The organism is Acidovorax sp. FG42, from assembly GCF_057809195.1.
Window position 1 is genome coordinate 188,054 of the sequence record NZ_JBMDJM010000002.1, and the last position, 23,894, is coordinate 211,947.

General features: G+C 63.4%; 27 protein-coding genes. 17 read left to right on the plus strand and 10 right to left on the minus strand.

Annotation, left to right across the window (positions count from 1 at the left end):
* Positions 1-64: 64 nt before the first annotated feature.
* On the minus strand, positions 65-2,014 hold the full coding sequence (gene dnaK / locus ACODSM_RS03450; protein ID WP_110959345.1) for a molecular chaperone DnaK: 1,950 nt from the start codon (positions 2,012-2,014) through the stop codon (positions 65-67).
* A 94-nt stretch (positions 2,015-2,108) separates the two neighbouring features.
* The gene (gene grpE / locus ACODSM_RS03455) at positions 2,109-2,660 is read right to left on the minus strand and encodes a nucleotide exchange factor GrpE (protein WP_015013244.1); all 552 of its coding nucleotides are present in this window, start codon (positions 2,658-2,660) and stop codon (positions 2,109-2,111) included.
* A 578-nt stretch (positions 2,661-3,238) separates the two neighbouring features.
* On the opposite strand from grpE, the gene rpsF reads away from it, so the two are divergent.
* The 5 genes from rpsF to dnaB all read left to right on the plus strand — a co-directional run bounded on the left by rpsF (position 3,239) and on the right by dnaB (position 6,269).
* A complete protein-coding gene (rpsF, locus tag ACODSM_RS03460) occupies positions 3,239-3,616 on the plus strand; it encodes a 30S ribosomal protein S6 (RefSeq protein ID WP_015013245.1) in 378 nt (125 codons plus the stop codon).
* An 18-nt stretch (positions 3,617-3,634) separates the two neighbouring features.
* Entirely contained in the window at positions 3,635-3,925 is a 291-nt protein-coding gene (gene priB, locus ACODSM_RS03465; protein ID WP_488804338.1) for a primosomal replication protein N, read from the plus strand.
* 17 nt (positions 3,926-3,942) lie between these two features.
* Positions 3,943-4,224 carry a 30S ribosomal protein S18 gene (gene rpsR / locus ACODSM_RS03470; RefSeq protein ID WP_005795932.1) on the plus strand — a complete coding sequence of 94 codons (282 nt, stop codon included), beginning with the start codon at positions 3,943-3,945 and terminating at the stop codon, positions 4,222-4,224.
* A gap of 12 nt (positions 4,225-4,236) precedes the next feature.
* Positions 4,237-4,689: a 50S ribosomal protein L9 gene (rplI, locus tag ACODSM_RS03475; RefSeq protein WP_015013247.1), complete on the plus strand. Its 453-nt coding sequence runs from the start codon at positions 4,237-4,239 to the stop codon at positions 4,687-4,689.
* A 167-nt stretch (positions 4,690-4,856) separates the two neighbouring features.
* On the plus strand, positions 4,857-6,269 hold the full coding sequence (gene dnaB, locus ACODSM_RS03480) for a replicative DNA helicase (RefSeq protein ID WP_043565250.1): 1,413 nt from the start codon (positions 4,857-4,859) through the stop codon (positions 6,267-6,269).
* Between the two features lie 121 nt (positions 6,270-6,390).
* On the opposite strand, the gene ACODSM_RS03485 is transcribed toward dnaB, so the two are convergent.
* The 4 genes from ACODSM_RS03485 to ACODSM_RS03500 all read right to left on the minus strand — a co-directional run bounded on the left by ACODSM_RS03485 (position 6,391) and on the right by ACODSM_RS03500 (position 9,862).
* Positions 6,391-6,780 (minus strand): hypothetical protein, encoded by a 390-nt coding sequence (locus ACODSM_RS03485; protein ID WP_488804339.1) that lies wholly within the window; start codon positions 6,778-6,780, stop codon positions 6,391-6,393.
* A gap of 1 nt (position 6,781) precedes the next feature.
* The gene (locus ACODSM_RS03490; protein ID WP_488804340.1) at positions 6,782-8,542 is read right to left on the minus strand and encodes a PhoH family protein; all 1,761 of its coding nucleotides are present in this window, start codon (positions 8,540-8,542) and stop codon (positions 6,782-6,784) included.
* A gap of 237 nt (positions 8,543-8,779) precedes the next feature.
* Positions 8,780-9,265: a peroxiredoxin gene (locus ACODSM_RS03495; RefSeq protein ID WP_015013251.1), complete on the minus strand. Its 486-nt coding sequence runs from the start codon at positions 9,263-9,265 to the stop codon at positions 8,780-8,782.
* A 225-nt stretch (positions 9,266-9,490) separates the two neighbouring features.
* Positions 9,491-9,862, minus strand: a complete 372-nt coding sequence (locus ACODSM_RS03500) for an Mth938-like domain-containing protein (RefSeq protein ID WP_295940580.1) — start codon at positions 9,860-9,862, stop codon at positions 9,491-9,493.
* A gap of 148 nt (positions 9,863-10,010) precedes the next feature.
* Here ACODSM_RS03500 and ACODSM_RS03505 point away from each other — a divergent pair, with 148 nt between their 5' ends.
* The 8 genes from ACODSM_RS03505 (at position 10,011) to moaD (ending at position 17,766) form a co-directional block, all read left to right on the plus strand.
* Positions 10,011-11,258, plus strand: a complete 1,248-nt coding sequence (locus tag ACODSM_RS03505) for a pyridoxal phosphate-dependent aminotransferase (protein ID WP_015013253.1) — start codon at positions 10,011-10,013, stop codon at positions 11,256-11,258.
* Positions 11,259-11,295: 37 nt separating this feature from the next.
* Positions 11,296-12,324: a DUF1176 domain-containing protein gene (locus ACODSM_RS03510; protein ID WP_488804341.1), complete on the plus strand. Its 1,029-nt coding sequence runs from the start codon at positions 11,296-11,298 to the stop codon at positions 12,322-12,324.
* 72 nt (positions 12,325-12,396) lie between these two features.
* On the plus strand, positions 12,397-13,731 hold the full coding sequence (locus ACODSM_RS03515; protein ID WP_015013255.1) for a homoserine dehydrogenase: 1,335 nt from the start codon (positions 12,397-12,399) through the stop codon (positions 13,729-13,731).
* A 35-nt stretch (positions 13,732-13,766) separates the two neighbouring features.
* The gene (locus ACODSM_RS03520) at positions 13,767-14,081 is read left to right on the plus strand and encodes a response regulator (RefSeq protein WP_295940585.1); all 315 of its coding nucleotides are present in this window, start codon (positions 13,767-13,769) and stop codon (positions 14,079-14,081) included.
* A 39-nt stretch (positions 14,082-14,120) separates the two neighbouring features.
* A complete protein-coding gene (thrC, locus tag ACODSM_RS03525; protein WP_488804342.1) occupies positions 14,121-15,551 on the plus strand; it encodes a threonine synthase in 1,431 nt (476 codons plus the stop codon).
* A 159-nt stretch (positions 15,552-15,710) separates the two neighbouring features.
* Complete coding sequence (gene mobB, locus ACODSM_RS03530) at positions 15,711-16,280, plus strand: molybdopterin-guanine dinucleotide biosynthesis protein B (RefSeq protein ID WP_291441599.1); 570 nt, start codon at positions 15,711-15,713, stop codon at positions 16,278-16,280.
* Complete coding sequence (locus tag ACODSM_RS03535) at positions 16,277-17,518, plus strand: molybdopterin molybdotransferase MoeA (RefSeq protein WP_488804343.1); 1,242 nt, start codon at positions 16,277-16,279, stop codon at positions 17,516-17,518. The genes mobB and ACODSM_RS03535 overlap by 4 nt, the downstream gene beginning before the upstream one ends.
* Positions 17,515-17,766 carry a molybdopterin converting factor subunit 1 gene (moaD, locus tag ACODSM_RS03540; RefSeq protein WP_015013260.1) on the plus strand — a complete coding sequence of 84 codons (252 nt, stop codon included), beginning with the start codon at positions 17,515-17,517 and terminating at the stop codon, positions 17,764-17,766. The genes ACODSM_RS03535 and moaD overlap by 4 nt, the downstream gene beginning before the upstream one ends.
* Here moaD and dapA read toward each other — a convergent pair.
* From dapA to ACODSM_RS03555, 3 genes are all read right to left on the minus strand, one after another.
* On the minus strand, positions 17,753-18,640 hold the full coding sequence (gene dapA, locus ACODSM_RS03545; RefSeq protein WP_488804344.1) for a 4-hydroxy-tetrahydrodipicolinate synthase: 888 nt from the start codon (positions 18,638-18,640) through the stop codon (positions 17,753-17,755). The two genes, moaD and dapA, sit on opposite strands and share 14 nt — an antisense overlap.
* A gap of 268 nt (positions 18,641-18,908) precedes the next feature.
* On the minus strand, positions 18,909-19,268 hold the full coding sequence (locus tag ACODSM_RS03550) for a hypothetical protein (protein WP_488804345.1): 360 nt from the start codon (positions 19,266-19,268) through the stop codon (positions 18,909-18,911).
* Between the two features lie 4 nt (positions 19,269-19,272).
* Positions 19,273-19,527 carry a hypothetical protein gene (locus ACODSM_RS03555; RefSeq protein ID WP_015013263.1) on the minus strand — a complete coding sequence of 85 codons (255 nt, stop codon included), beginning with the start codon at positions 19,525-19,527 and terminating at the stop codon, positions 19,273-19,275.
* 87 nt (positions 19,528-19,614) lie between these two features.
* Here ACODSM_RS03555 and ACODSM_RS03560 point away from each other — a divergent pair, with 87 nt between their 5' ends.
* Positions 19,615-19,845, plus strand: coding sequence for a hypothetical protein (locus ACODSM_RS03560; protein ID WP_015013264.1), 231 nt, complete (start codon positions 19,615-19,617; stop codon positions 19,843-19,845).
* Between the two features lie 47 nt (positions 19,846-19,892).
* Positions 19,893-20,369 (plus strand): molybdenum cofactor biosynthesis protein MoaE, encoded by a 477-nt coding sequence (locus ACODSM_RS03565; RefSeq protein ID WP_015013265.1) that lies wholly within the window; start codon positions 19,893-19,895, stop codon positions 20,367-20,369.
* 91 nt (positions 20,370-20,460) lie between these two features.
* Here the strand turns inward: ACODSM_RS03565 and ACODSM_RS03570 are convergent, their stop codons facing one another.
* On the minus strand, positions 20,461-20,763 hold the full coding sequence (locus ACODSM_RS03570) for a hypothetical protein (RefSeq protein ID WP_488804346.1): 303 nt from the start codon (positions 20,761-20,763) through the stop codon (positions 20,461-20,463).
* 356 nt (positions 20,764-21,119) lie between these two features.
* Between ACODSM_RS03570 and rpsO the strand changes: the two genes are divergently transcribed.
* Complete coding sequence (rpsO, locus tag ACODSM_RS03575) at positions 21,120-21,386, plus strand: 30S ribosomal protein S15 (protein ID WP_005793232.1); 267 nt, start codon at positions 21,120-21,122, stop codon at positions 21,384-21,386.
* Positions 21,387-21,593: 207 nt separating this feature from the next.
* A complete protein-coding gene (gene pnp / locus ACODSM_RS03580; RefSeq protein WP_015013267.1) occupies positions 21,594-23,837 on the plus strand; it encodes a polyribonucleotide nucleotidyltransferase in 2,244 nt (747 codons plus the stop codon).
* Positions 23,838-23,894 lie beyond the last annotated feature (57 nt).

Below are 23,894 nucleotides of genomic sequence, written 5' to 3' on the forward strand. Positions count from 1 at the left end.
GGAACAGGAACGCCGCGCAGCCCCTCAGAGCAATGCGCGGCGGCTCGGGTCAACGGGGGCTCGTTCAGCCCTTCTTGACTTCCTTCACCTCGGCATCGACGACGTTATCGTCATCGGCGGGCTTGTTGGCTGCACCGGCCGAGGCGCCTGCGGCGTCTGCACCACCGGCCGCCTGGGCGGCTTGCGCTGCCTGCGATTCGGCGTACATCTTCTCGCCCAGCTTCTGGCTGGCGGCCATCAGCGCGGTCGTCTTTTCGTCGATGGCAGCCTTGTCTTCACCCTTCAGGGCTTCTTCCAGGGCCTTCACGGCGGCGGTGATGGCGTCCTTTTCGCCGGCTTCGAGCTTGTCGCCATGCTCGGCGAGGCTCTTGTTCACGCTGTGTACGGCAGCTTCACCCTGGTTGCGGGCCTGCACCAGCTCCAGCTTCTTCTTGTCGTCGGCGGCGTTCAGCTCGGCGTCCTTCACCATCTTCTGGATTTCTTCTTCCGACAGGCCCGAGTTGGCCTTGATGGTGATCTTGTTTTCCTTGCCGGTGCCCTTGTCCTTGGCGCCCACGTGCAAGATGCCGTTGGCGTCGATGTCGAACGACACTTCGATCTGTGGAACACCACGGGCTGCCGGTGGAATACCTTCCAGATTGAATTCGCCCAGCAGCTTGTTGCCCGAAGCCATTTCGCGCTCACCCTGGTAGACCTTGATGGTCACGGCAGGCTGGTTGTCATCGGCCGTCGAGAAGGTCTGCGCGAACTTCGTCGGGATGGTCGTGTTCTTCGTGATCATCTTGGTCATCACGCCGCCCAGGGTTTCGATGCCCAGCGACAGGGGGGTCACGTCCAGCAGCAGCACGTCCTTGCGGTCGCCCGACAGCACCTGGCCTTGAATGGCGGCGCCCACGGCCACGGCTTCGTCAGGGTTCACGTCCTTGCGGGGGTCCTTGCCGAAGAACTCCTTGACCTTCTCCTGCACCTTTGGCATGCGGGTCATGCCGCCGACCAGGATCACGTCATGGATGTCGGACACGGACACGCCAGCGTCCTTGATGGCCATGCGGCAAGGAGCGATGGTGCGCTCGATCAGCTCTTCCACCAGGGCTTCCAGCTTGGCGCGGGTCAGCTTGATGTTCAGGTGCTTGGGGCCCGAAGCGTCGGCCGTGATGTAGGGCAGGTTGATGTCGGTAGAGGCCGAGTTGGACAGCTCGATCTTGGCCTTTTCAGCGGCTTCCTTCAGGCGTTGCAGGGCCAGGACGTCCTTAGACAGGTCCACGCCTTGCTCTTTCTTGAACTCGCTGATGATGTAGTCAATGATGCGCTGGTCGAAGTCTTCGCCGCCCAGGAAGGTGTCGCCGTTGGTCGACAGCACTTCGAACTGCTTTTCGCCGTCCACGTCGGCGATTTCGATGATGGACACGTCGAACGTACCGCCACCCAGGTCATACACGGCGATCTTGCGGTCGCCCTTTTCCTGCTTGTCCAGGCCGAAGGCCAGGGCCGCAGCCGTGGGTTCGTTGATGATGCGCTTGACGTCCAGGCCTGCAATGCGGCCGGCGTCCTTGGTGGCTTGGCGCTGAGCGTCGTTGAAGTACGCGGGCACGGTGATCACGGCCTCGGTCACGGGCTCGCCCAGGTAGTCCTCGGCGGTCTTCTTCATCTTGCGCAGGATGTCGGCGGACACTTGCTGAGCCGACAGTTTCTTGCCGCGCACTTCCACCCAGGCGTCACCGTTGTCGGCGGCCACGATGGAGTAGGGCATCAGGTCGATGTCCTTTTGCACTTCCTTTTCGGTGAACTTGCGGCCGATCAGGCGCTTGATCGCGAACAGCGTGTTCTTGGGGTTGGTCACGGCCTGGCGCTTGGCGGATGCGCCGACGAGGATCTCGCCGTCTTCCTGGTAAGCCACGATGGACGGCGTGGTGCGCGCGCCTTCGCTGTTTTCGATCACGCGGGTGGTGTTGCCCTCCATGATGGAGACGCAGCTGTTGGTGGTGCCCAGGTCAATGCCGATGATTTTTCCCATGATTTTTCTCCGAATGCTTGAATGGTTTGGATGGCTAGTAACTTGTGGATAACTTGGTGGGGTTCAAGTCTTCCGGGGCGATTTTTTGCGGCTTTTATTTGGGGGCCGCCACGGTGACCAGGGCGGGGCGCAGTACGCGCTCGGCGATCACATAGCCCTTTTGCAGCACGGCGACCACCGTGTTGGCTTCTTGTTCAGCGGGTACCACGCTGATGGCCTGGTGCTGGTGGGGGTCGAACTTGGCGCCTGCAGCGGGGTTGATGGCCACCACCTTGTTGCGCTCGAGGGCCGAGGTCAGCTGGCGCAGCGTAGCGTCGGCGCCCTCGCGCAGCTGCTGGGGGGTGGCTTCCTTGATGGCCAGGGCGGCATCCAGGCTGTCGGCCACGGGCAGCAGGCTCTCGGCAAAACTCTCGATGCCGAATTTGCGGGCCTTGGACACTTCCTCTTCAGCGCGGCGGCGGGCATTCTCTGCCTCGGCCTTGGCACGCAGGAACTGGTCGGCCAGATCGGCGCTCTTGGCCTTCAGCTCGGCCAGCTCACCCTGCAGGCGAGCCAGCTCATCGGAGGCGTGGGCAGCCATGGCGGCTTCGACTTCTTCGGGGGCAGGGGCGCTCTGTGCGGGGTTGGTTTGGCTGTGGTCTGACATGTCAGTAAGTGAAGAGGTAAAAAAGCGGTACGCGCGGCATCTGGGGGCTCGCCGGGCAATATCAAGGTCTGCGCCAGGGATTTGTCGTTGTGACGGCCCGGGCTGGCGCGAGTGGTTGCAAGAACCTGTTCAAAGTCTTCTTGAAGTTGCACAAGTCCCTTGCCGGGATGGGGTGCAAGGCGCGGTGCGCAGTGGATAGCCCGGCTATCCACAAGCGCCGCAACGCCGAAGACCGCCCGGCAAGGCACTTGCCAGAAGGGTTGGAGTGAAATCGGGCGATTGAATGCCCCGGCTGCTTGCATGGGCATGAGCCCATGCGGCGCATCCGAAGCATCCACTCATCCCGATTGCACTCCAATGCAATCTCCAAAAAGACTTTGAACAGGTTCTAGGGCATGTCGGCCCAACCGCCGTTTTTGCAAGGGCCGGATCTCCCAGGGCTGAACAAATGGGACGTGGGCGATGCGGCAGCGGATGTGCTGAGTGTACAAGCGCGAGCGGCCGGGTTATAATCGCAGGCTTTCCCTTGCCACACCACTTCTAGACGCGGTGGGTGGTCTCACCCAAAAGGAGTCTGCATGCGTCATTACGAAATCATTTTGTTGATCCATCCGGATCAAAGCGAACAAGTGCCAGCCATGCTGGAACGCTACAAGGGCATGATCACCGCTGGCGGTGGCAAGGTGCACCGCGTGGAAGACTGGGGCCGTCGTCAACTGGCGTACCTGATCAACAAGCTGGCCAAGGCCCACTACCTGTGCGTGAACATCGAAGCCGACCAGGCTGTGATGGCTGAACTGGAGCACGCCTTCAAGTTCAACGACGCCGTCCTGCGCCACCTGACCGTGCAAAAGAAGAAGGCCGAAACCGGTCCTTCCTCCATGATGAAGACAGTGGAGCGCGAAGAAGCCCGCAAGGCCAGCCAAGCTGAATACGCAGCGGCCGGCGAGCGCTGATCCTCTTCTCTCTTTGGAGTGGAGAACCGCGTCGTCTTGACTGCCTGTATCGCAGAGGCTGAACCCCTGCGATACACGCCCGCCGGATTGCCTGCCATCTCGCTGCGCCTCGAACACGAGTCCCAGCAAACCGAGGCAGGCCACCCCCGCGAAGTCAAGGCTGCCCTGAAAGCCACCGCGTTTGGAGCGATGGCCGAGCGACTGGCAAGGCAGAACATCGGAAGTCTCTGGACTTTCTCTGGGTTTCTGGCCACGCCGCGCAACGGCAAGACTGCAGTGCTGCACATCCAGGATATTCAACAAAATTAATTTTCAAGGGGTCCGCAATGGCCACGTTCAAGAAGTTCAACAAAGACAAGCGCCCAAAGCGCAACACACAGTCCCTGCTGTTCAAGCGCAAGCGCTTCTGCCGCTTCACGGTGACCGGTGTTGAAGAAATCGACTACAAGGATGTCGACACGCTGCGTGATTTCATCGCCGAAAACGGCAAGATCATCCCCGCACGCCTGACCGGCACGCGCGCCATCTTCCAGCGTCAGCTGAACACTGCCATCAAGCGCGCCCGCTTCCTGGCCCTGGTGCCTTACAGCGACCAGCACAAGATCTAAGGAGCACAACCCATGCAAATCATTCTGCTCGACAAGGTTGTGAACCTCGGCAACCTCGGTGAAATCGTCAAGGTCAAAGACGGCTACGCCCGCAACTTTCTGATCCCCGCTGGTCGCGCCCGCCGCGCCACCGAAGCCGCCAAGGCAGAGTTCGAAGCCAAGCGCGCTGAACTCGAAAAGGCCGCTGCTGCCAAGCTGGCAGAAGCCCAAGCCCAAGGCGAAAAGCTGGCCGGTACCACCGTCAAGCTGACCCAAAAGGCTGGCGTGGATGGCCGTCTGTTTGGTTCCGTGACCAACCACGACATCGCCGAAGAGCTGAACAAGCAAGGCTACAAGGTTGCCAAGTCGCAAATCCGCCTGCCCAACGGCCCGATCAAGGTCGTGAGCGACAGCGCTGTGAGCGTGGCTCTGCACACCGACGTGGTGGTGGAAGTCAACGTGTCGGTCTACGGCGAAACCGCCTGATCGTCCGTTCGGACTTTTCGACAAAGCCGCCCTCGGGCGGCTTTTGTCTTTGTGTGACCGTGGTTTGTACACGGTTGCCCACGGGTTACCCCCGCCTTATCCACAGACTTGTGCCATGACGACGCGCCGTGCGGGCGATAGCATGCCGGGTTGACTCCGAGGATTCCATGTCTGCCGTTTTCCCACCCCTTGATGATGGATTCACGCCCGTGCCGGACCGTGAGATTGCCCAGTTGCGTGTGCCACCGCACTCCATCGAGGCGGAGTCCAGCGTGCTGGGGGGGCTGCTGCTGGACAACAACGCCTGGGACCGCGTGGGTGACTTGCTAGTGGAGAGCCATTTCTATCGCCATGAACACCAGATGATCTACACCGCCATCGGCGCGCTGATCAATGCCAGCAAGCCAGCCGATGTGATCACGGTGTTCGAGCACCTGCAGAATCAGGGCAAGGCGCAGGAGATGGGGGGGCTCGCCTACCTGAACAACCTGGCGCAGTACGTGCCCAGCGCCAGCAATATCCGGCGCTATGCCGAGATCGTTCGAGAACGCGCCATCCTGCGCAAGCTGGTCACGGCCAGTGACGAAATCTCCACCAATGCCTTCAACCCGCAAGGCAAGACCGTGGAGCGCATCCTGGACGAGGCCGAGGCCAAGATCTTTGCCATTGGCGAAGAGGGATCGCGGACCAAACAGGGCTTCCAGTCGCTCGATACCCTGGTGATCGACCTGCTCGACAAGGTGCAGGAGATGGCCGACAACCCGGTGGACGTGACCGGCATTCCTACCGGCTTTGCCGACCTGGACCGCATGACCTCGGGGCTGCAGGCGGGTGACATGATCGTGCTGGCGGCGCGCCCCTCAATGGGCAAGACCTCGTTTGCGGTGAATATTGCCGAGCATGTGGCGCTGAACGAAGGCCTGCCTGTCGCCATCTTCTCCATGGAAATGGGGGCCGCCCAGCTCGCGGTGCGTATCGTAGGCTCCATCGGCCGCGTGAACCAGGGGCATTTGCGCACCGGCCAGCTCACCGACGACGAGTGGCCGCGCCTGACCGAGGCCATCGAGAAGCTGCGCACAGTGTCGCTGCACATCGACGAAACCCCGGGCCTCACGCCCAGCGAGCTGCGCGCCAATGCGCGGCGCCTGGCGCGCCAGTGCGGCAAGCTGGGCTTGATCGTGGTGGACTATTTGCAGCTCATGAGCGGCTCGGGCGCAGGCAGTGCCGACAACCGGGCGACAGAGCTGGGCGAAATTTCCCGGGGCCTGAAGATGTTGGCCAAGGAGCTGCAGTGCCCTGTGATTGCGCTGTCGCAGCTCAACCGTTCGGTCGAGCAGCGCACAGACAAGCGCCCCATGATGTCCGACCTGCGTGAATCCGGTGCCATCGAGCAGGACGCGGACATCATCATGTTCATCTACCGCGACGACTACTACAACAAGGACTCCAAGGAGCCCAACGTGGCCGAGGTCATCATCGGCAAACAGCGTAACGGCCCTACGGGAACCGTGAAGCTGTTCTTCCAGAAGAACCAGACGCGCTTTGAGAACCTGGCGATGGGTTCGGGTGACGATTTCTAATAAAAATAGCTGCTAGCGCATGATTCATATGCGCTGGCAGCTATTGAATTTATAGCGAATGAGGGCGGGCGCTATGCAGTCCCGCACCTTTAGCTCCAGTCGCGCAGCATGCACATTGGCACTATTGCCGCAGCACCCACACCAGCAACCCCGTGCATGCCACGGCCAGGATGCCTGCGGCTACCGTGAGCCGTTGCTGGCGCTGCCGTAGCACTTCCACCGCTCGCACCACCTGGGCATTGTGTTCGGCCAGCGACTGGATCAGCACGGCCGACTCTTGCTGCTCCAACTCCAACTGCGCCACCCGGTCGCGCAGATGCTGGAGCTGCAAGGCGACTGGCATGGCGGGTTCGCCACCAGTGCTGCCTTCCAGTGCGTCCGCCGCAGCGTCGGCATTCCCTTTCGGCGTGGTGCCCAGCAGCTTTTTGGCGGCCTGCAGTATCTGGGGCGTCGCCTCGATGACATCGCCCCAGGGCACCAGCTTCAGTGCGGCAACCCAGCCCGCCGCCAACTCAGAGCACCTCGCTCGCGAAGTCTGCCAGGCGTGAGCGTTCGCCACGTGCCAGCGTGATATGGCCGCTGTGTGGCCAGCCCTTGAAGCGGTCTACCGCGTACGTCAGACCGGACGAGCCTTCGGTGAGATAGGGAGTATCGATCTGCGCCAGATTGCCCATGCAGATGATCTTGGTGCCAGGGCCCGCCCGGGTGATCAGCGTCTTCATCTGCTTGGGCGTCAGGTTCTGCGCCTCGTCGATGATTACGTACTTGTTCAGGAACGTGCGGCCGCGCATGAAGTTCATGCTCTTGATCTTGATGCGGCTGCGGATCAGCTCATTGGTCGCTGCGCGGCCCCATTCGCCCGCATTGCCGCCATCGCCCTTGGCCAGGAACTCCAGGTTGTCGTCGAGCGCGCCCATCCAGGGGCCCATCTTTTCTTCTTCGGTGCCGGGCAAAAAGCCGATGTCCTCGCCCACGCTCACCGTGGCGCGGGTCATGATGATCTCGGTGTAGCGGCGGTCGTCCAGCACCTGTGTCAGCCCGGCGGCCAGTGCCAGAAGCGTCTTTCCGGTGCCTGCGGTGCCAGTCAGCGTCACGAAGTCAATTTCCGGGTCCATGAGCAAGTTCATGGCGTAGTTCTGCTCGCGGTTGCGGGTGGTCACACCCCACACCGCGTTCTTGGCAGAGCCATAGTCCTTCAGCGTTTGCAGCACCGCCGTCTTTTCGCGGATCTCGCTCACACGCGCGAAGAGGCTGGGCTCGCCGGGCGCCTCGAAGTACACAAACTGATTGATCATCAGCTGCGGCACGATGGGCCCGCCAATGCGGTAGTAGGTGTGGGCGCCGCTCTGCCAGCTTTCCACGTTCTTGCCGCTCTTGGTCCAGAAGTCCGGTGGCAGGGCCAGCACGCCGGCGTACAGCAGGTCGCCGTCTTCCAGTGTCTTGTCGTTCTGGTAGTCCTCGGCGTTCAGGCCCAGGGCGCGCGCCTTGACGCGCATGTTGATGTCCTTGGACACCAGCACGACCTCGCGCGGTGCATGCAGCTTGCGCAGCGCTTCCACCACGCCCAGGATCTGGTTGTCGGCCTTGCCCGGCGGCAGGCTGGTGGGCAGGCTGTAGTCCAGCGGCACGGTCTGGAAGAACAGGTGGCCGCCTGCGGCACGCTGGCCGGTGGAGTCGAGCTTGAGGCCCTTGGCCATGTCGGCGCCCTGTGCGGCAGCCAGCGCGTCCAGGGTGCGGCTGGCCTGGCGGCCATTACGGGCGACTTCGGTCATGCCCTTCTTGTGGCCGTCCAGTTCTTCCAGCACGATCATCGGCAGGAAGATGTCGTGCTCTTCAAAGCGGAACAGGCTGGTCGGGTCGTGCAGCAGCACATTCGTGTCCAACACGAAGAGCTTGGTCGGGCCTTGTGACGAGGATTTGCGGGCTCGGGTGGTGGTTGCGGTGGCTGGTGCGGTGCTGGGGGGAACGGCCGCCGCAGCGCTGGTGCTCCGTGCCTTGCGGGTCCCGGTGCTGCGAGCCACGGGTGCGGTGACGGGTTCGGGCGTGCGGGCGCGGGTCTCGACCTGGACCAGCGGAGCGGCTTCGGGTGCTGCCAGCGCAGAGGCCACGCTGTCTGCCTTGCGGCCGGCGCGGGCCGGCGCTGCTGCAGTGCGCTGAGGCGCAGCCACCGGTTCGTTGGCGGAGGTGGTCGCTACGCGAGGACGGGCCGTGACTTCAAAGGCTTCTGGCGCGAGGAGTGCAGCGCGCCGGCTGGGGGCGGGGGGCAGGGGCATGGTGGCAGGGCCTCGGTCGGTAAAGGGGTAACGGATGGGTCAGAAAGCAAAAAGCCGCCTGGAGGCCAAGGCGGCTTTTTGGGTGGGTGCTAGCGGTGCAGTAACCAGGGGCATTGATCCATTATGCCCACTCCATGTGTCTTGCCGAGGCAAAACGGGTGGTGTGTCGCGTGGATGCTCCAATGACCCCCGATGGAATGCAATAGCGCAATCGAACCTGTGCAATCCGTGCGGGACTCAGGCGGCCTTCTTGAGGGCCTTGAGGGATTTGACGGTCTTGAGGACTTCGTCCACATGGCCGGGCACCTTGAGGCCGCGCCATTCCTGCACCAGCAGGCCGTCAGGGCCGATCAGGAAGGTGCTGCGTTCGATGCCCTTGACCTTCTTGCCGTACATGATCTTGTTCTTGACCACGCCGAACATGTGGCACATCTTCTCTTCGGTGTCGGCGATCAGCTCGAAGGGCAGTTCCAGCTTTTCCTTGAAGTCGTCGTGCGACTTCATGTTGTCGCGCGAGACGCCGAACACAGCGGCACCTGCCTTCACGAAATCCTTGTACTTGTCGCGAAACTGCATGGCCTCCGTGGTGCAGCCCGGCGTGTTGTCCTTGGGATAGAAGTAGAGAACCAGAATTTGGCCAAGGTGGGAGGTGTTGGAGACCTTGATACCACCGGTTGCGTTGGCTTCAAATTCGGGGAGGGGTTTGTTGACAACGATCGCCATATCACTTCAATCTCTCAGGATGTAGTCGTTGGTAAGCCGGGGGAGTGGGTGTGTTATTGCTCTTGGTGGTGCCCCCGACCGCAACCCGTAATTTTACCCTGAAATCGGTTCCCGGCCAAATGTAAGACAGTGTGTCCGGCGCGGGCCAGCGGGTACTTCGGTATGCCTGTGCATAGGTGTCAGGCCCGCCTGCTACACGCCCTGGGGCCGGAGCCCGCCTTGCGCTCAGACTTCGAGAATCAGCGCGGCGACCACATTGCGCCCTTCGCTCGCCAGGATGTTGTAGGTGCGGCAGGCCGCCTGGGTGTCCATGGTCTCCAGCCCGAGTCGCCGCGCGATCATGGGGGCGAGCCAGGCGGGTGGTGGAAAGCGGTTGCGCAGGCCGCTGCCAAAAATGACCAGCTCTGTCTCCAGTCCGGCCAACTGAGCGAAATGCTCGGGGCTCAGGTCCTCAAAGCGGGCGCAGGGCCAGGGCTGGCGCAGGCCCCCAGAGCCGATGATGACGCTGTGGGTGATCTTGTCGGCGTCGATGCCGATCCAGCCGGGGCCGTAGCCGCTGATGGTCTGTGCGTTGGAGCGGTCGGGCTGGAATTTCATGTCGGGAATGGGTGAGCCCGGGGACTGCGGGGCATGGCAGCGGCGTCTGCCGCCGGGGGGTGGCAACGGTTCTGTGGTCAAATTATAGGTTTCGCCTGAGGGCGCCGGCCCCGGCGGCCTCCTGACCCCACCGCACTACTGTCAGCGCATGAAAACCGTCCAAAAATCCGCCAAGCTTGCCAATGTTTGCTACGACATCCGGGGCCCGATCATGGACGCGGCCAAGCAGATGGAGGAGGACGGACACAAGATCATCAAGCTCAACATCGGCAATCTTGCCGTGTTTGGCTTTGATGCTCCCGAAGAAATCCAGCAGGACATGATCCGCAACCTGCCCAACTCGGCGGGCTATTCGGACAGCAAGGGCATCTTCGCCGCCCGCAAGGCCGTGATGCATGAGACCCAGAAGCAGGGTATCAAGGGCGTGGCGCTGGACGACATCTACCTGGGCAATGGCGCCAGCGAACTGATCGTGATGGCCACCAATGCGTTGCTGGATACGGGCGACGAATTGCTGCTGCCGTCGCCGGATTACCCGCTGTGGACGGCTGCGGCGAGCCTGTCGGGCGGCACCCCGGTGCACTACCTGTGCGACGAAGCCAATGGATGGATGCCCGACTTGGACGACATCCGCTCCAAGATCACGCCGCGCACCAAAGGCATCGTAGTCATCAACCCCAACAACCCCACGGGGGCCCTGTACTCGGTCGAGCTGCTCAAGGGCATTGTCGCCATCGCCCGCGAACATGGCCTGGTGATCTTTGCGGACGAGGTGTATGACAAGGTGCTGTACGACGGCGCCAAGCACACAGCCATTGGCTCGCTGAGCGAGGATGTGCTCACACTCACGTTCAACTCGCTGTCCAAGAGCTACCGGTCCTGCGGTTACCGCGCTGGCTGGCTGGTGGTGTCGGGCGACAAGAAGCCTGCCAAGGACTACATCGAGGGCCTGAACATGCTCTCCAACATGCGCCTGTGCGCCAACGTGCCCGGCCAGTGGGCCGTGCAGACGGCGCTGGGGGGGTACCAGAGCATCAACGAACTGGTGTGCGAAGGCGGCCGCCTGCGCAAACAGCGTGACCTGGCGTATGAGCTGATCACGGCCATTCCCGGTGTGACCTGTGTGAAGCCGCAGGCCGCCCTCTACATGTTCCCGCGCCTGGATCCGGCCGTGTATCCCATCGAGGACGACCAACAGTTTTTCCTGGAGCTGCTGCAGGAAACCAAGGTCATGCTGGTGCAAGGCACGGGGTTCAACTGGCCCGCGCCCGACCATTTCCGCATCGTGTTCCTGCCCCATGAAGACGACTTGCGGGATGCCATTGGCCGCGTGGCGCGCTTCCTGGAGCAATACCGAAAGCGCAAGCAGACCACTGCGGCAGCCGTCGCGGCCTGATCCTTCGCGTTGCCCAGACAACAAGGCGATACGCTCCATGCGCAGCCCCTCCGCTCTAGACTTGGCTCGGCATGTTGCCGCCTGCGTGCTGGTGGCGGCGGGCTTGCTCGGCACCGTGCACGCTGCCGACAAGGGCAAGGAGCCTGTGAGCTTCCAGCACAAAGACTGGGCCTTGCAATGCGACAACACCCGCACTTGCAGGGCCGTGGGGTACCAGTCGGAGAGTGGGGAATCAGAGCCGGTCTCCATGCGCATGACCCGCGAGGCGGGGCCTGATACTCCGGTGCTGGTGGACCTGCAGGTGTACACCGAGAAAGCCTCTCCAGCGTCGCTGCACCTCAAGGTGGGCGCACTTTCGTTGCCGGGGCTCAAGGGCGACACCCCCAGCGTGCCTGCGGCCCAGGTGCCCCGCCTGCTGCAGGAGTTGCTCAAGAATGAAGAGGCCACGGTGGCCGCTGGCAAGGACCGTTGGGTACTGTCGCTGGCGGGTGTCACCGCAGCTCTGCTCAAGATGGACGAGGCCCAGGGCCGGGTGGGCACCCCGGGCGCCCTGGTGCGCAAAGGCACGAAGCCAGAGGCTTCCGTGCTGCCCCCTTTGCCTGCTCCCGTGATCAAGGCGGTGACCCCGCTGCCTGCGCGCAAGGGCGATGCCGCGCTGGCCAAGCCGCTGGTGGCTGCGCTGGACCGCGCCAGCACCGAGGGCCAGTGCAATGGCGACGATGCGTTCAACCCCGCCAACGTGCAGGTTTACCGGCTCACGGATCGCAAGGTGCTGCTGTCCGTGCCCTGCGGCATGGGTGCCTACAACTTCAGCAGCTTGCTGTGGGTGGCCAACGACCGCCCGCCCTACAAGCCAGAGCCCTTGCAGGACGTGGACGGCGATTTCGATCCCGCCTCGGGCATGGTGCATTCGGCGATGAAGGGCCGTGGCATTGGCGACTGCTGGTGGGTGCGTGAGTGGCAGTTCGACGGCCAGGGTTTTGTGCTGCGCAGCGAGTCTGGCGATGGCATGTGCCGTGGTTTTGCGGGCGGCGCCTGGCAGCTGCCGACCTATGTCACCCGTTGATGGATCTGCTGCTCGACACCTCGCCCCATACATCCTTCCCGAATCATTGTTTTTCTTTCTCTTCCCATTGTTATGAAACCCATCCAAGTAGGCCTTCTGGGCATCGGCACCGTCGGCAGCGGCGTGTTCAACGTGCTCGCACGCAACCAGGACGAAATCAGCCGCCGTGCTGGCCGTGGCATCGAGATCACCATGGTGGCCGATCTGGACGTGGCGCGCGCCAAGGCCGTGGTGGGTGACAGCATCCAGGTCGTCAACGACGCCCGCGCCATCATCGCCAACCCCGACATCGACATCGTGATCGAACTGATCGGCGGCTACGGCATCGCCCGCGCCCTGGTGCTCGAAGCCATCGCGGCGGGCAAGCATGTGGTCACTGCCAACAAGGCGCTGCTGGCCGTGCACGGCACCGAGATTTTTGCGGCCGCATCGGCCAAGGGCGTGATGGTCGCCTTCGAGGCCGCTGTGGCTGGTGGCATCCCCATCATCAAGGCGCTGCGCGAAGGCCTCACGGCCAACCGCATCCAGTGGATCGCTGGCATCATCAACGGCACTACCAACTTCATCCTGTCCGAGATGCGCAGCAAGGGCCTGGACTTTGATGTGGTGCTCAAGGAAGCCCAGCGCCTGGGCTACGCCGAGGCCGACCCGACCTTCGACATCGAAGGCGTGGACGCCGCGCACAAGGCCACCATCATGTCGGCCATCGCCTTCGGCATCCCCGTGCAGTTCGACAAGGCCTATGTGGAAGGCATCACCAAGCTCTCCGCTGCCGACATCAAGTACGCCGAGCAGCTGGGTTACCGCATCAAGCTGTTGGGCATCACCAAGCGCGCCGAAAAGGGCATCGAGCTGCGCGTGCACCCGAGCCTCGTGCCCTCCAAGCGCCTGATCGCCAACGTCGAAGGCGCGATGAACGCCGTGGTGGTACAGGGCGATGCCGTGGGCACCACGCTGTACTACGGCAAGGGCGCGGGCTCCGAGCCCACAGCCAGCGCCGTGATTGCCGACCTGGTGGACATTGCCCGCCTGCACACGGCCGACCCCGAACACCGCGTGCCCCACCTGGCCTTCCAGGCCAACACGCTGCAAGGTGCCATGGACCAGCTGCCCGTGCTGCCGATGAGCGAAGTGGTCACCAGCTACTACCTGCGCCTGCGCGTGGCCGACCAGGCTGGCGTGCTCGCCAAGGTCACGGGCCTGCTGGCCGAGGCCGGCGTGAGCATCGACGCCGTGCTGCAGCGCGAGGCGGACGAAGTGGGCGGCGAGGGCTCGACCCAGACCGACCTGATCATCCTGACCCACGACACCCGCGAAGGCACGATGGATGCTGTCATTGCACAAATGCAGGCCCTGCCCACCGTGCTGGCACCGATCACGCGCATCCGCAAGGAAGAGCTCAACTGATGATGGACCACGCCGCGCCATGATGCCGCCCCGCCATGCCCACGCTGGTTGCCGCCCTCACGCTGTCGGCGCTGCTCAAGATGGCGCATGTCGATCTGCCGCGCTGGCATCTGGCGTTCTGGTTTGGCCTGCTGGTCGCACTGGCCCTGTTTGGGTCCATGCCGCGCACGCAGGCCATCCTCAACGGGGCGGGCAGCTTTCTGGCCGCGTGGCTCTACTTTGTGCTGCTGGAGCGCACCGACAACCGCCAGGACCGTGCACTGCACTGGCTCATCCTCATCGGCGGGTTCTTCCTGCTGATCGCCTCGCGTCTCTACATTGACATCCGTGTGTACGGCATCAGCTTTTAGCCAGTTCACCCCATTCACCGATACCGACGGGAACCCCTCATGAAGTACCTCAGCACCCGCGGCCATGCAGACCGCAAGCAGTTTTGCGACATCCTCCTCGAAGGCCTGGCGCCCGATGGCGGCCTGTACCTGCCCGAGCACTACCCGCAGGTGGATGACGCCATGCTCACGCGCCTGCGCAAGGCCTACCACGAGCAAGGCTATGCAGAGCTGGCGTTCCAGATCCTGTCGCTCTACATCGACGACATCCCCGCTGCCGACCTGAAGGCCCTGTGCGCCAAGACGTACACCGCTGAAGTGTTCGGCACGGGCGAGATCGTGCCCCTGCGCCACCTGGAAAACAGCCTGTGGCTCGAAGCCCTGTCCAACGGCCCCACACTGGCCTTCAAGGACATGGCCATGCAGTTGCTGGGCAACCTGTTCGAGTACGAGCTGGGCCGCCGTGGCGAGCAGCTCAACATCCTGGGCGCCACCAGCGGCGACACCGGCAGCGCGGCCGAATACGCCATGCGTGGCAAGGCGGGTGTGCGTGTGTTCATGACCAGCCCGCACGGTCGCATGAGCGCCTTCCAGCAAGCGCAGATGTTCAGCCTGCAGGACGAGAACATCCACAACATCGCCATCGAGGGCGTGTTCGACGACTGCCAGGACATCGTCAAGGCCGTCTCCAACGACCACGCCTTCAAGCACAAATACAAGATCGGCACGGTCAACTCCATCAACTGGGCGCGCCTGCTGGCACAGGTGGTGTACTACTTTGCGGGCTACATCCAGGCTACGGAAACCAACGACCAGAGGGTCAGCTTCACGGTGCCCTCGGGCAACTTCGGCAACGTGTGCGCTGGCCATGTGGCGCGCATGATGGGCCTGCCCATCGCAAAGCTGGTGGTGGCCACCAACGAGAACGATGTGCTCGACGAGTTCTTCCGCACCGGCGTGTACCGCGTGCGTGGCAGCGCGGACACGCACGAAACGTCCAGCCCGTCCATGGACATCAGCAAGGCCAGCAACTTCGAGCGCTTTGTGTTCGACCTGCTGGGCCGCGACGGCGCGCGCACCAAGGCGTTGTTTGGCGATGCCCTGTCCAAGGACGGGCGGTTTGATCTGAGCCAGGATCCGTGCTTTGCCGATGCTGCTGCCAAGTACGGCTTTGAAAGCGGCAAGAGCACCCATGCCGACCGCCTGGCCACCATCCGCGACAACTACCAGCGCCATGGAGTAACCATCGACACCCACACCGCCGACGGGGTGAAGGTGGCCCTGGAGCACCATCAGGACCCGAACGTGCCGATGATCGTGCTGGAGACGGCGCTGCCCATCAAGTTTGCCGAGACCATCGTCGAAGCCCTGGGCCATGCGCCCGAGCGGCCTGCCAGGTTTGCCGGCATCGAAGACTTGCCCAAGCGGGTGCAGGTGATGCCCGCCGATGTGGATCTGGTCAAGGCCTACATCGAGCGCCATTGCGCTTGAATCGGGTGGGGTGACGGCTCAGCCCGGGCAGTCAGGCCGCAGGTGCCAGTAGGCGCTTTGCAGGTCGGGATGGCCCGGTTTTGTGATCAAAATCGCCCCAAGCGCTAGTCAGATATGCGCTGCAAGCTATAAATAGCATAGCTAATCAAGGAGCAGTGGATGAAGGTTGTCGGTTTTGCCGGGTTCTCCGGCAGTGGCAAGACCACGCTGGTCGAGCAGTTGATCCCCGCACTGCGGCTGCGGGGGCTGCGCGTATCGGTGGTCAAGCATGCCCACCACAGTTTTGATGTGGACCACCCGGGCAAGGACACCTACCGCCACCGTGAGGCGGGGGCTTTCGAGGTGGTTGCCGCATCGGACAAGCGCCTGATGCTGGTGCGCGAGTTCGAGCAGCCCGCCACGCTCAGCGTGCACCACTTGCTGGCCGAGCTGTACCAGGGCGTGGACTGGGTGCTGGTGGAAGGCTTCAAGGATAGCGACCTGCTCAAGATCGAGGTCTGGCGCGCGCCCGAGCCCGGGCAACTGGCCAAACCCGTGCGCTACCCGGAAGATGACTTTGTGGTGGCCGTGGCCACCGATGCCCCTGAGAGCCTGCCGGTGCCCACGCAACTGCCGCTGCTGGACCTCAACGCGCCCGACAAGGTGGTGGACTGGCTCATCCAGTACGAACACCGCTTTGAATACAACTGGGAACTGCACGGGGGGCTGCTGCCATGCGCCCCCCAATGAAGCCCCTCAAGCCGCTGGACGAGGCGCTGGCGGATCTGTTGGCGCAAGCCCAGCCGCTGCCTGGCACTGACACGGTCACCACCTTTGACGCCGACGGCCGCGTGCTGGCGCAGAGCTGCGTGTCGGCCTTGCAAGTGCCCCCGCAGGACAACAGCTCGATGGACGGCTATGCCGTGCGTTGCACTGATGTGGCGGCGGCCGGTGTGGTGTTGCCCGTGTCGCAGCGCATTCCTGCGGGCAGTGCGGGTGACCCGCTGCTGCCGGGCACGGCGGCGCGCATCTTCACGGGCGCGCCGGTGCCTGCAGGCGCCGATGCCATCCTGATGCAGGAGGACTGCGAGGCCCTTGGGGCGGCCGATGGCCTGGGTTCGGTGCGGATCAACGCTGTGCCCCAAGCGCGTCAGTGGATTCGCAGTGCGGGCGAGGACATCACCCGGGGTGCGGTGGTGCTGTCAACGGGCAAGCGCCTCACTCCGGCCGAACTGGGGCTGGCGGCCAGCATTGGCCTGCACCAGCTGAAGGTGGCACGCCGTCCGCGCGTGGCCTTGTTCTCCACCGGTGATGAACTGGTCATGCCCGGCGAGGTGCCGCCCGAGCAGATGCGCCCCGGCGCCATCTACAACAGCAACCGCTTTTTCCTGCGCGCCATGCTGCTGCGCCTGGGCTGCGAGGTCACCGACTTTGGCATCGTGCCCGACCGGCGCGACGCCACCATCGACGCCCTGCGCCAGGCCAGCAGCGCACACGACCTGATCCTGACCAGCGGCGGCGTGAGCGTGGGAGAGGAAGACCACATCAAGCCGGCGGTAGAGACTCTGGGCACGCTGGACCTGTGGCAGATCGCCATGAAGCCCGGCAAGCCATTTGCCTACGGCCAGATCCCGCGAGAAGGCGGTGCCGCCCACTTCATGGGCCTGCCCGGCAACCCGGTGTCGAGCTTTCTCACCTTTGCGCTGCTGGTCCGGCCCTTTGTGCTGCGGCTGCAGGGCGTGCAGGACGTGGCGCCGCAAGCCTTGGCTGTCCGTGCCGATTTCCCTTGGCCCAAGGCCGACAAACGCCGCGAGTTTCTGCGCGTGCGGCTCAACGCGGCGGGCGGGCTGGACCTGTTCAGCAATCAGAGCTCGGGCGTGCTGACCTCGGCGGCCTGGGGTGACGGCGTGGTGGACAACCCGGCGGGCCAGACGATTGCGCCGGGCGACACGGTGCAATTCATCGCGTTTTCGGAGTTGCTGGGATGAAGATCACTGTGCGGTACTTCGCATCGATCCGCGAAGCCATTGGGCAAGGCAGTGAGGCGGTCGAAACTGCCGCCACCACGCTGGGCGCCCTGCGCGACGAACTCATCGCTCGCGGTGGTGCCCATGCCAGCAGCCTGGCGCGGGGCCGGGCCGTGCGCATGGCGCTCAACCAGACCTTGAGCGACGAGTCCGCCACCCTGGCCGATGGGGCCGAGGTGGCTTTCTTCCCCCCGGTTACCGGAGGCTGAGCCCGGGCAGGGCCTGCAGTCGCTGCTCCAGCGCGGCGGAGGCCGCTGTCATCGGTGCGCGCAGTTCATTGCGCATCCAGCCCGCGTGGGCCAGCACGGCCTTTAGCGGCGCCGGGTTGGCTTCTGCAAAGCAGGCCTCCACCCAGGGCAACAAGGTCTGCCATACCCTGCGGGCCTCCGGCAGGTCACCCGCGCGCAGCAACTCCATCAAGGCCACAAAACGCGGTGCCTGCCAGTGCGCGCTGGCAGCAATGGCGCCGTGGCCGCCCAGGGCCAGGGTGGTGAACATCTGCGCATCTTCGCCCGCCAGCACGGCCAGGCGCCCGTCCGCGATCAGTGCCTGGGTCTTGGCTGCATTGCCGCCGCAGTCCTTGATGGCGCAGATGCGCGGGTGTTCGGCCAGTGCCAGCAGGGTGTCGGTGGCCAGCGTGGCGCCTGTGCGGTAGGGGATGTCGTAGATGACCAGCGGCGCGGCGCTCGCGTCGGCCAGGGCGCGGAACCACAGCAGCAACCCATCTTGCGACGGGCGGATGTAGTGCGGTGCCGGGACCAGCAGTCCGGCCAGGGGGTACCGCGCCAGGGTCTGCACCCATTCCTGCGTCTGGCCCAGGTGGTAGCCCGACAGGCCCATCACCACGGGCAGGCCTTGTGAGGCGTCCAGCACCGTCTCCAGCACGGCCAACTGCTCCGCCTTGTCGAGCGCTGCGGCTTCGCCGGTGGACCCGCAGGCCACAAAACCCGCAATGCCCTGGCCGACCAGCTTCTTTGTCATACGGGCGAGGGAGGGGTGGTCCACAGCGCCGTCATGGAACGGGGTGACCAGGGGAATCCAGAGACCCTGGAATGGGGTGGGGGAGGCAGAGACTGCAGGCATGCGAAGCGTCCTTTCAAGGTTCGACCAAGGGAAGAACCGTCACAAGTGCGCGAGTCGCCAGGAGCCAAAAAAGGGAGATTTTTGCCAACAGGTTCCGTCGCTCATCCGGGACGGAACCACACAGCTCCGGTCAGATGAGCTGGGGTTTTTTGGCTTTGACCACGCACTGCAACGCCACCGCGGGTGCGGAGGTCATGGCAACGAGTGCGTGCGTGGGCATGGGCGCAGTATAGCCAGGCCTTTGTAAGGGGCCATGGACCCGGACCCATCAGCGTGAGGGCAGTCCCGGTGGCGCGTCGTCCACCGGCGTGGGTGGAGGGGCTTGGAGCAACGGGCATTGCCACACCAGCAGCTCGGCCAGCCGGGTGACGATCCACGTTGCCTCGGGCACCGATACGCCAGATTCCGCCGTGCACAGTCCTGCATGGATGCGCTGCAGGATCTCGGTCTCTGACGGCGCCTGCACGTGGTACAGCGTCTGTGCGTGCTCCACCAGGTGGCCCGCCAGGTCTTCGCACAGCTCGTAGCGGGTGCGCACGGCGTCCGCCTTGTCGGTCAGGCGACCCCGTGCGTCGGTGTACACCGCCATGAAGGACGGGGGCACGTGGATCTGGTTGTCGTCGTCCATGGGCTCAGTCGGGGGTAAAAAGCCGCTCGAACTTGGCCTGGTCGGATGCCAGCTCGAAAGTCACGACCTGGCCCATTTTCATGTCCGACAGGCGGCACGCGCCGAATAGCGTGGTTTTGCCCGCCAGCTCCATCACATCGAGGTCAATGATCGCGTAAGGGTGGGGCACGAAGACCTGGTGCTCGAACACATCGCGGACGGCATTGCGCGGGGATGGATACAGCTTGTAGAGGTCGGTCTCAATCGTTTGTGTGGCCATGGGCAGGGTAGGGCTAGAAGATCGCGCACCCGATCGCATGCGGGTACAGTGCGGGCGAATCGTACAGACAAATGTTTTTTCCAAGTTATGGCACGTAACAAAAGTGAGTGGCCCGCCAAGGTACTGGCGCTGGTCCGGGGCGGCAACCTGCCCGCCGCCGTCGCACAGATCAAGGTGGCGCCCAGCGTGGGCGACATCACGCGCCTGCAAGCATTGCTGGCCCAGTTGCCCTCGTCGCCCGCACTGGTGCAGTTGAACAAGGTGGTGGAAGAAGAGCGCGCCCTGCTGGCCGCGCCACGGCTGCATCGCTCGCCTTGATGCGCCTTTCTGGCCGAACTTCCTACGCCCCGCTGAGAGCTATTGCCATGACCCTGCCCCGTGTTTCCATCCAGACCGAGGACTTTGACCTGTCCGTCGAAATCGCAACCCTGCGCCGCGAGAACAAGGGGGTGGGCGCTGTGTGCAGCTTTGTGGGCACCGTGCGTGACCGCAACGATGGCGACCCGGTGTCGTCCATGGAGCTGGAGCACTACCCCGGCATGACCGAGAAATCCATCGAAGCCATGGTGGACGAGGCCTTTCGACGCTTCGATATTTTTGGCGCCCGCGTGATTCACCGTGTGGGCCTGCTGCAGCCCCTGGACCAGATTGTGCTGGTCGCGGTGACCAGCGCCCACCGGGGCCAGAGTTTTCAGGCCTGCGAGTTTTTGATGGACTACCTCAAGACCCAGGCGCCTTTCTGGAAAAAGGAACAAACCCCACAGGGCGCCCGCTGGGTGGATGCGCGGGTGAGTGACGATGCTGCGCTCGCGCGCTGGGGCATCACGGCGGCCAACGCCTGAACAAGCAGCGGCCGGTGCGCAGCGCCTGCGCCGTGCCAGGGCGTCTCAGCGATGCGGTGGGCCTGTGCCTCTGCTGGCGTGGTGCGTGGAGTCAGGGTTTGCTGGTGTATCCCAGGCAGGCACCTGCATTGGCGCGCCCCTTGCATTCCCGGTACAGCCGGCGGTCACGGTCCGAGCGGCTTTCCTCTGATGAGCTTCGCTCCTGTTTCACCTTGGTGGACTTCTTTTTCTTGCTCACTGCGCCATGGGCGCCTTGGGTCACGTTCTTGGTCGTGGCGTGGCTGGCCCCGGGATGCAGCCCGAGGCACAGGGCCAGCATGCACAAAAGCAGGGGAGCGGTCGCCTTGCGCAGTGCCAGGTGGGCCGAGGGATGGAGAGCCGGGGTGAATGGCATGTTGAATCGTCCGGGAGTGAAGTGTTGAAATGCCGGTGCTTAGCTGATCCACGAGTGATCTTAAGGGGCGCTTGGGCTGGAATGTGCCGGGGTGCCCCTATGCCCCCGGCGCCGGAGCTGCGGCGTATCCTCGGCGCTACACAGGCGGCCCAAGGCGGCAACAGGCCTTTGGTTCTGATCGGGTGACATCGGCCTGGGCGTGTGCCGAGAGACCGGTCAGAGGTGAATTCAGGGCCTCGGGTTATAATCCGCGAGTTTTGCATGGTGCAAGACGCACGCCTGCGGCCGTTCCAGCTGCTGGCGCAAGTAAAAACCATGGCTTTCCGCTTGCGGCAGGCCACATTCAAGGAAAAAACATGATTGCATCCTCCATCAAGGCCGAAGTCGTCAAGGCGAACGCCCGTGCTGCCAACGACACTGGTAGCCCAGAAGTGCAAGTGGCCCTGCTGACCGCTCGCATCAACGAACTGACCCCTCACTTCAAGACGCACGCCAAGGACCACCATGGTCGTCGTGGCCTGCTGCGCATGGTGAGCCGTCGTCGCAAGCTGCTGGACTACCTGAAGGCCAAGGACGCTGACCGTTACACCGCGCTGATCGCCAAGTTGGGTCTGCGCAAGTAATTTTCATTGCATGCCAAAACGCCTGGGTTAGTCCGCTAGCTCAGGCGTTTTTTACTTCGGAGCCGCAAAACAGAGCGAAGCTGTGTCATTCCAATGAAGTTGTTGCCGCTGCATTGTGTAGCACTTCACTGGAATGGCATCGTGTTCTGAATTGCTCTCCAAGCCAATCTGGTAGGGCGCTACCAGCTATTAAAACAGGAGCTGAACATGAGCATTTTCAACAAAGTCACCAAGACCTTCCAATGGGGCGACAAGACCGTCATCATGGAAACGGGCGAGATCGCCCGCCAGGCCTCCGGCGCCGTGCTGGTGAACATTGACGACACCGTGGTGCTGGCCACTGTGGTGGCTTCCAAGTCCGCCAAGCCCGGCCAGGACTTTTTCCCGCTGACGGTGGATTACATCGAGAAGACGTACGCCGCAGGCAAGATCCCCGGCAGCTTTTTCAAGCGCGAAGCCAAGCCCAGCGAACACGAAACCCTGACCAGCCGCCTGATCGACCGTCCGATCCGCCCGCTGTTCCCTGAAGGTTTCTTCAATGAAGTGCATGTGGTGGTCCACACGATCTCGTTGAACCCCGAAGTGGATGCTGACATTGCAGCCCTGATTGCCACCAGCGCAGCCCTGGCCATCTCTGGTATCCCGTTCAACGGCCCCATCGGTGCCGCCCGCGTGGGTTACATCAACGGCGAATACGTGCTGAACCCCGGCCAGACTGCGCGCAAGAACTCGCAGATGGACTTGGTGGTGGCGGGCACTGAAGCTGCTGTGCTGATGGTGGAGTCCGAAGCCCAGCAACTGTCCGAAGAAATCATGCTGGGCGCCGTGGTGTTCGGTCACGAGCAAGGCAACGTGGCCATCAACGCCATCCACGAACTGGTGCGCGACGCGGGCAAGCCCGTGTGGCAATGGGAAGCGCCTGCCAAGGACGAAGCCTTGATCGCCAAAGTGGTGGCTCTGGCTGACGACAAGCTGCGCGCTGCCTACCAGATCCGCAACAAGCAAGCCCGTACCCAAGCCTGCCGTGAAGCCTATGCTGCTGTGATGGCAGGCCTGAAAGCTGACGGCGTGGAGTTCGACTCCGTCAAGGTCGAAGGCATGCTGTTCGACATCGAAGCAGGCATCGTGCGCAGCCAGATCCTGGCGGGCGAACCCCGCATCGACGGCCGCGACACCCGCACCGTGCGCCCCATCGAAATCCGCAACAGCGTGCTGCCCCGTGCCCACGGCTCGGCCCTGTTCACGCGTGGTGAAACCCAGGCGCTGGTGGTGACCACGCTGGGCACCGAGCGCGATGCACAGCGCATCGACGCGCTGGCCGGCGAGTACGAAGACCGCTTCATGATGCACTACAACATGCCTCCCTTCGCCACCGGCGAAGTGGGCCGCATGGGCTCGACCAAGCGCCGCGAAATCGGCCACGGCCGTCTGGCCAAGCGTGCTCTGGTGGCTGTGCTGCCGACCAAGGAAGAATTCCCCTACACCATGCGTGTGGTGTCGGAAATCACCGAGTCCAACGGTTCCTCGTCGATGGCTTCGGTCTGCGGCGGCTGCCTGTCGCTGATGGACGCCGGCGTGCCCATGAAGGCGCACGTGGCGGGTATCGCCATGGGCCTGATCAAGGATGCCAACCGTTTCGCCGTGCTGACCGACATCCTGGGTGATGAAGATCACCTGGGCGACATGGACTTCAAGGTGGCGGGTACCACGGGCGGTATCACGGCCCTGCAGATGGACATCAAGATCCAGGGCATCACCAAGGAAATCATGCAGGTGGCACTGGCCCAGGCCAAGGAAGCGCGCATGCACATCCTGGGCAAGATGCAAGAGGCCATGGGTGAGGCCAAGACCGAAGTGTCGAACTTCGCTCCCAAGCTGTACACCATGAAGATCAACCCCGAGAAGATCCGTGACGTGATCGGCAAGGGCGGCGCCGTGATCCGTGCGCTGACCGAAGAGACCGGCTGCCAGATCAACATAGAGGAAGACGGCACCATCACCATCGCCGCCACCGACGCTGCCAAGGCTGACGAAGCCAAGCGCCGCATCGAGCAGATCACGGCCGAGGTCGAGATCGGCAAGATCTACGAAGGCCCTGTGACCAAGATCCTGGACTTCGGCGCACTGATCAACCTGCTGCCCGGCAAGGACGGTCTGCTGCATATCAGCCAGATCGCCCACGAACGCGTCGAGAAGGTGTCCGACTACCTGACCGAAGGCCAGATCGTGAAGGTCAAGGTCATGGAAACTGACGAAAAGGGCCGCATCAAGCTGTCCATGAAGGTGCTGGCCGACCGTCCCGCGGGCGGCAGCGACCGTCCTGCGCCCGCAGAGCGTGGCGACCGCGAACCCCGCCGCGACCACGGCCGTGACGGTGGACGCCATCCCGCTGAGCAGCAACAGCAGCAGTCCCTGCCTGCAGATGGTGCCTCTGCCCAGGTGAACGGCTAAATTGCTGATGTGCTATTGATTTGGTAGCTGCCAGGGCATGTAAGTCATGCGCTAGCG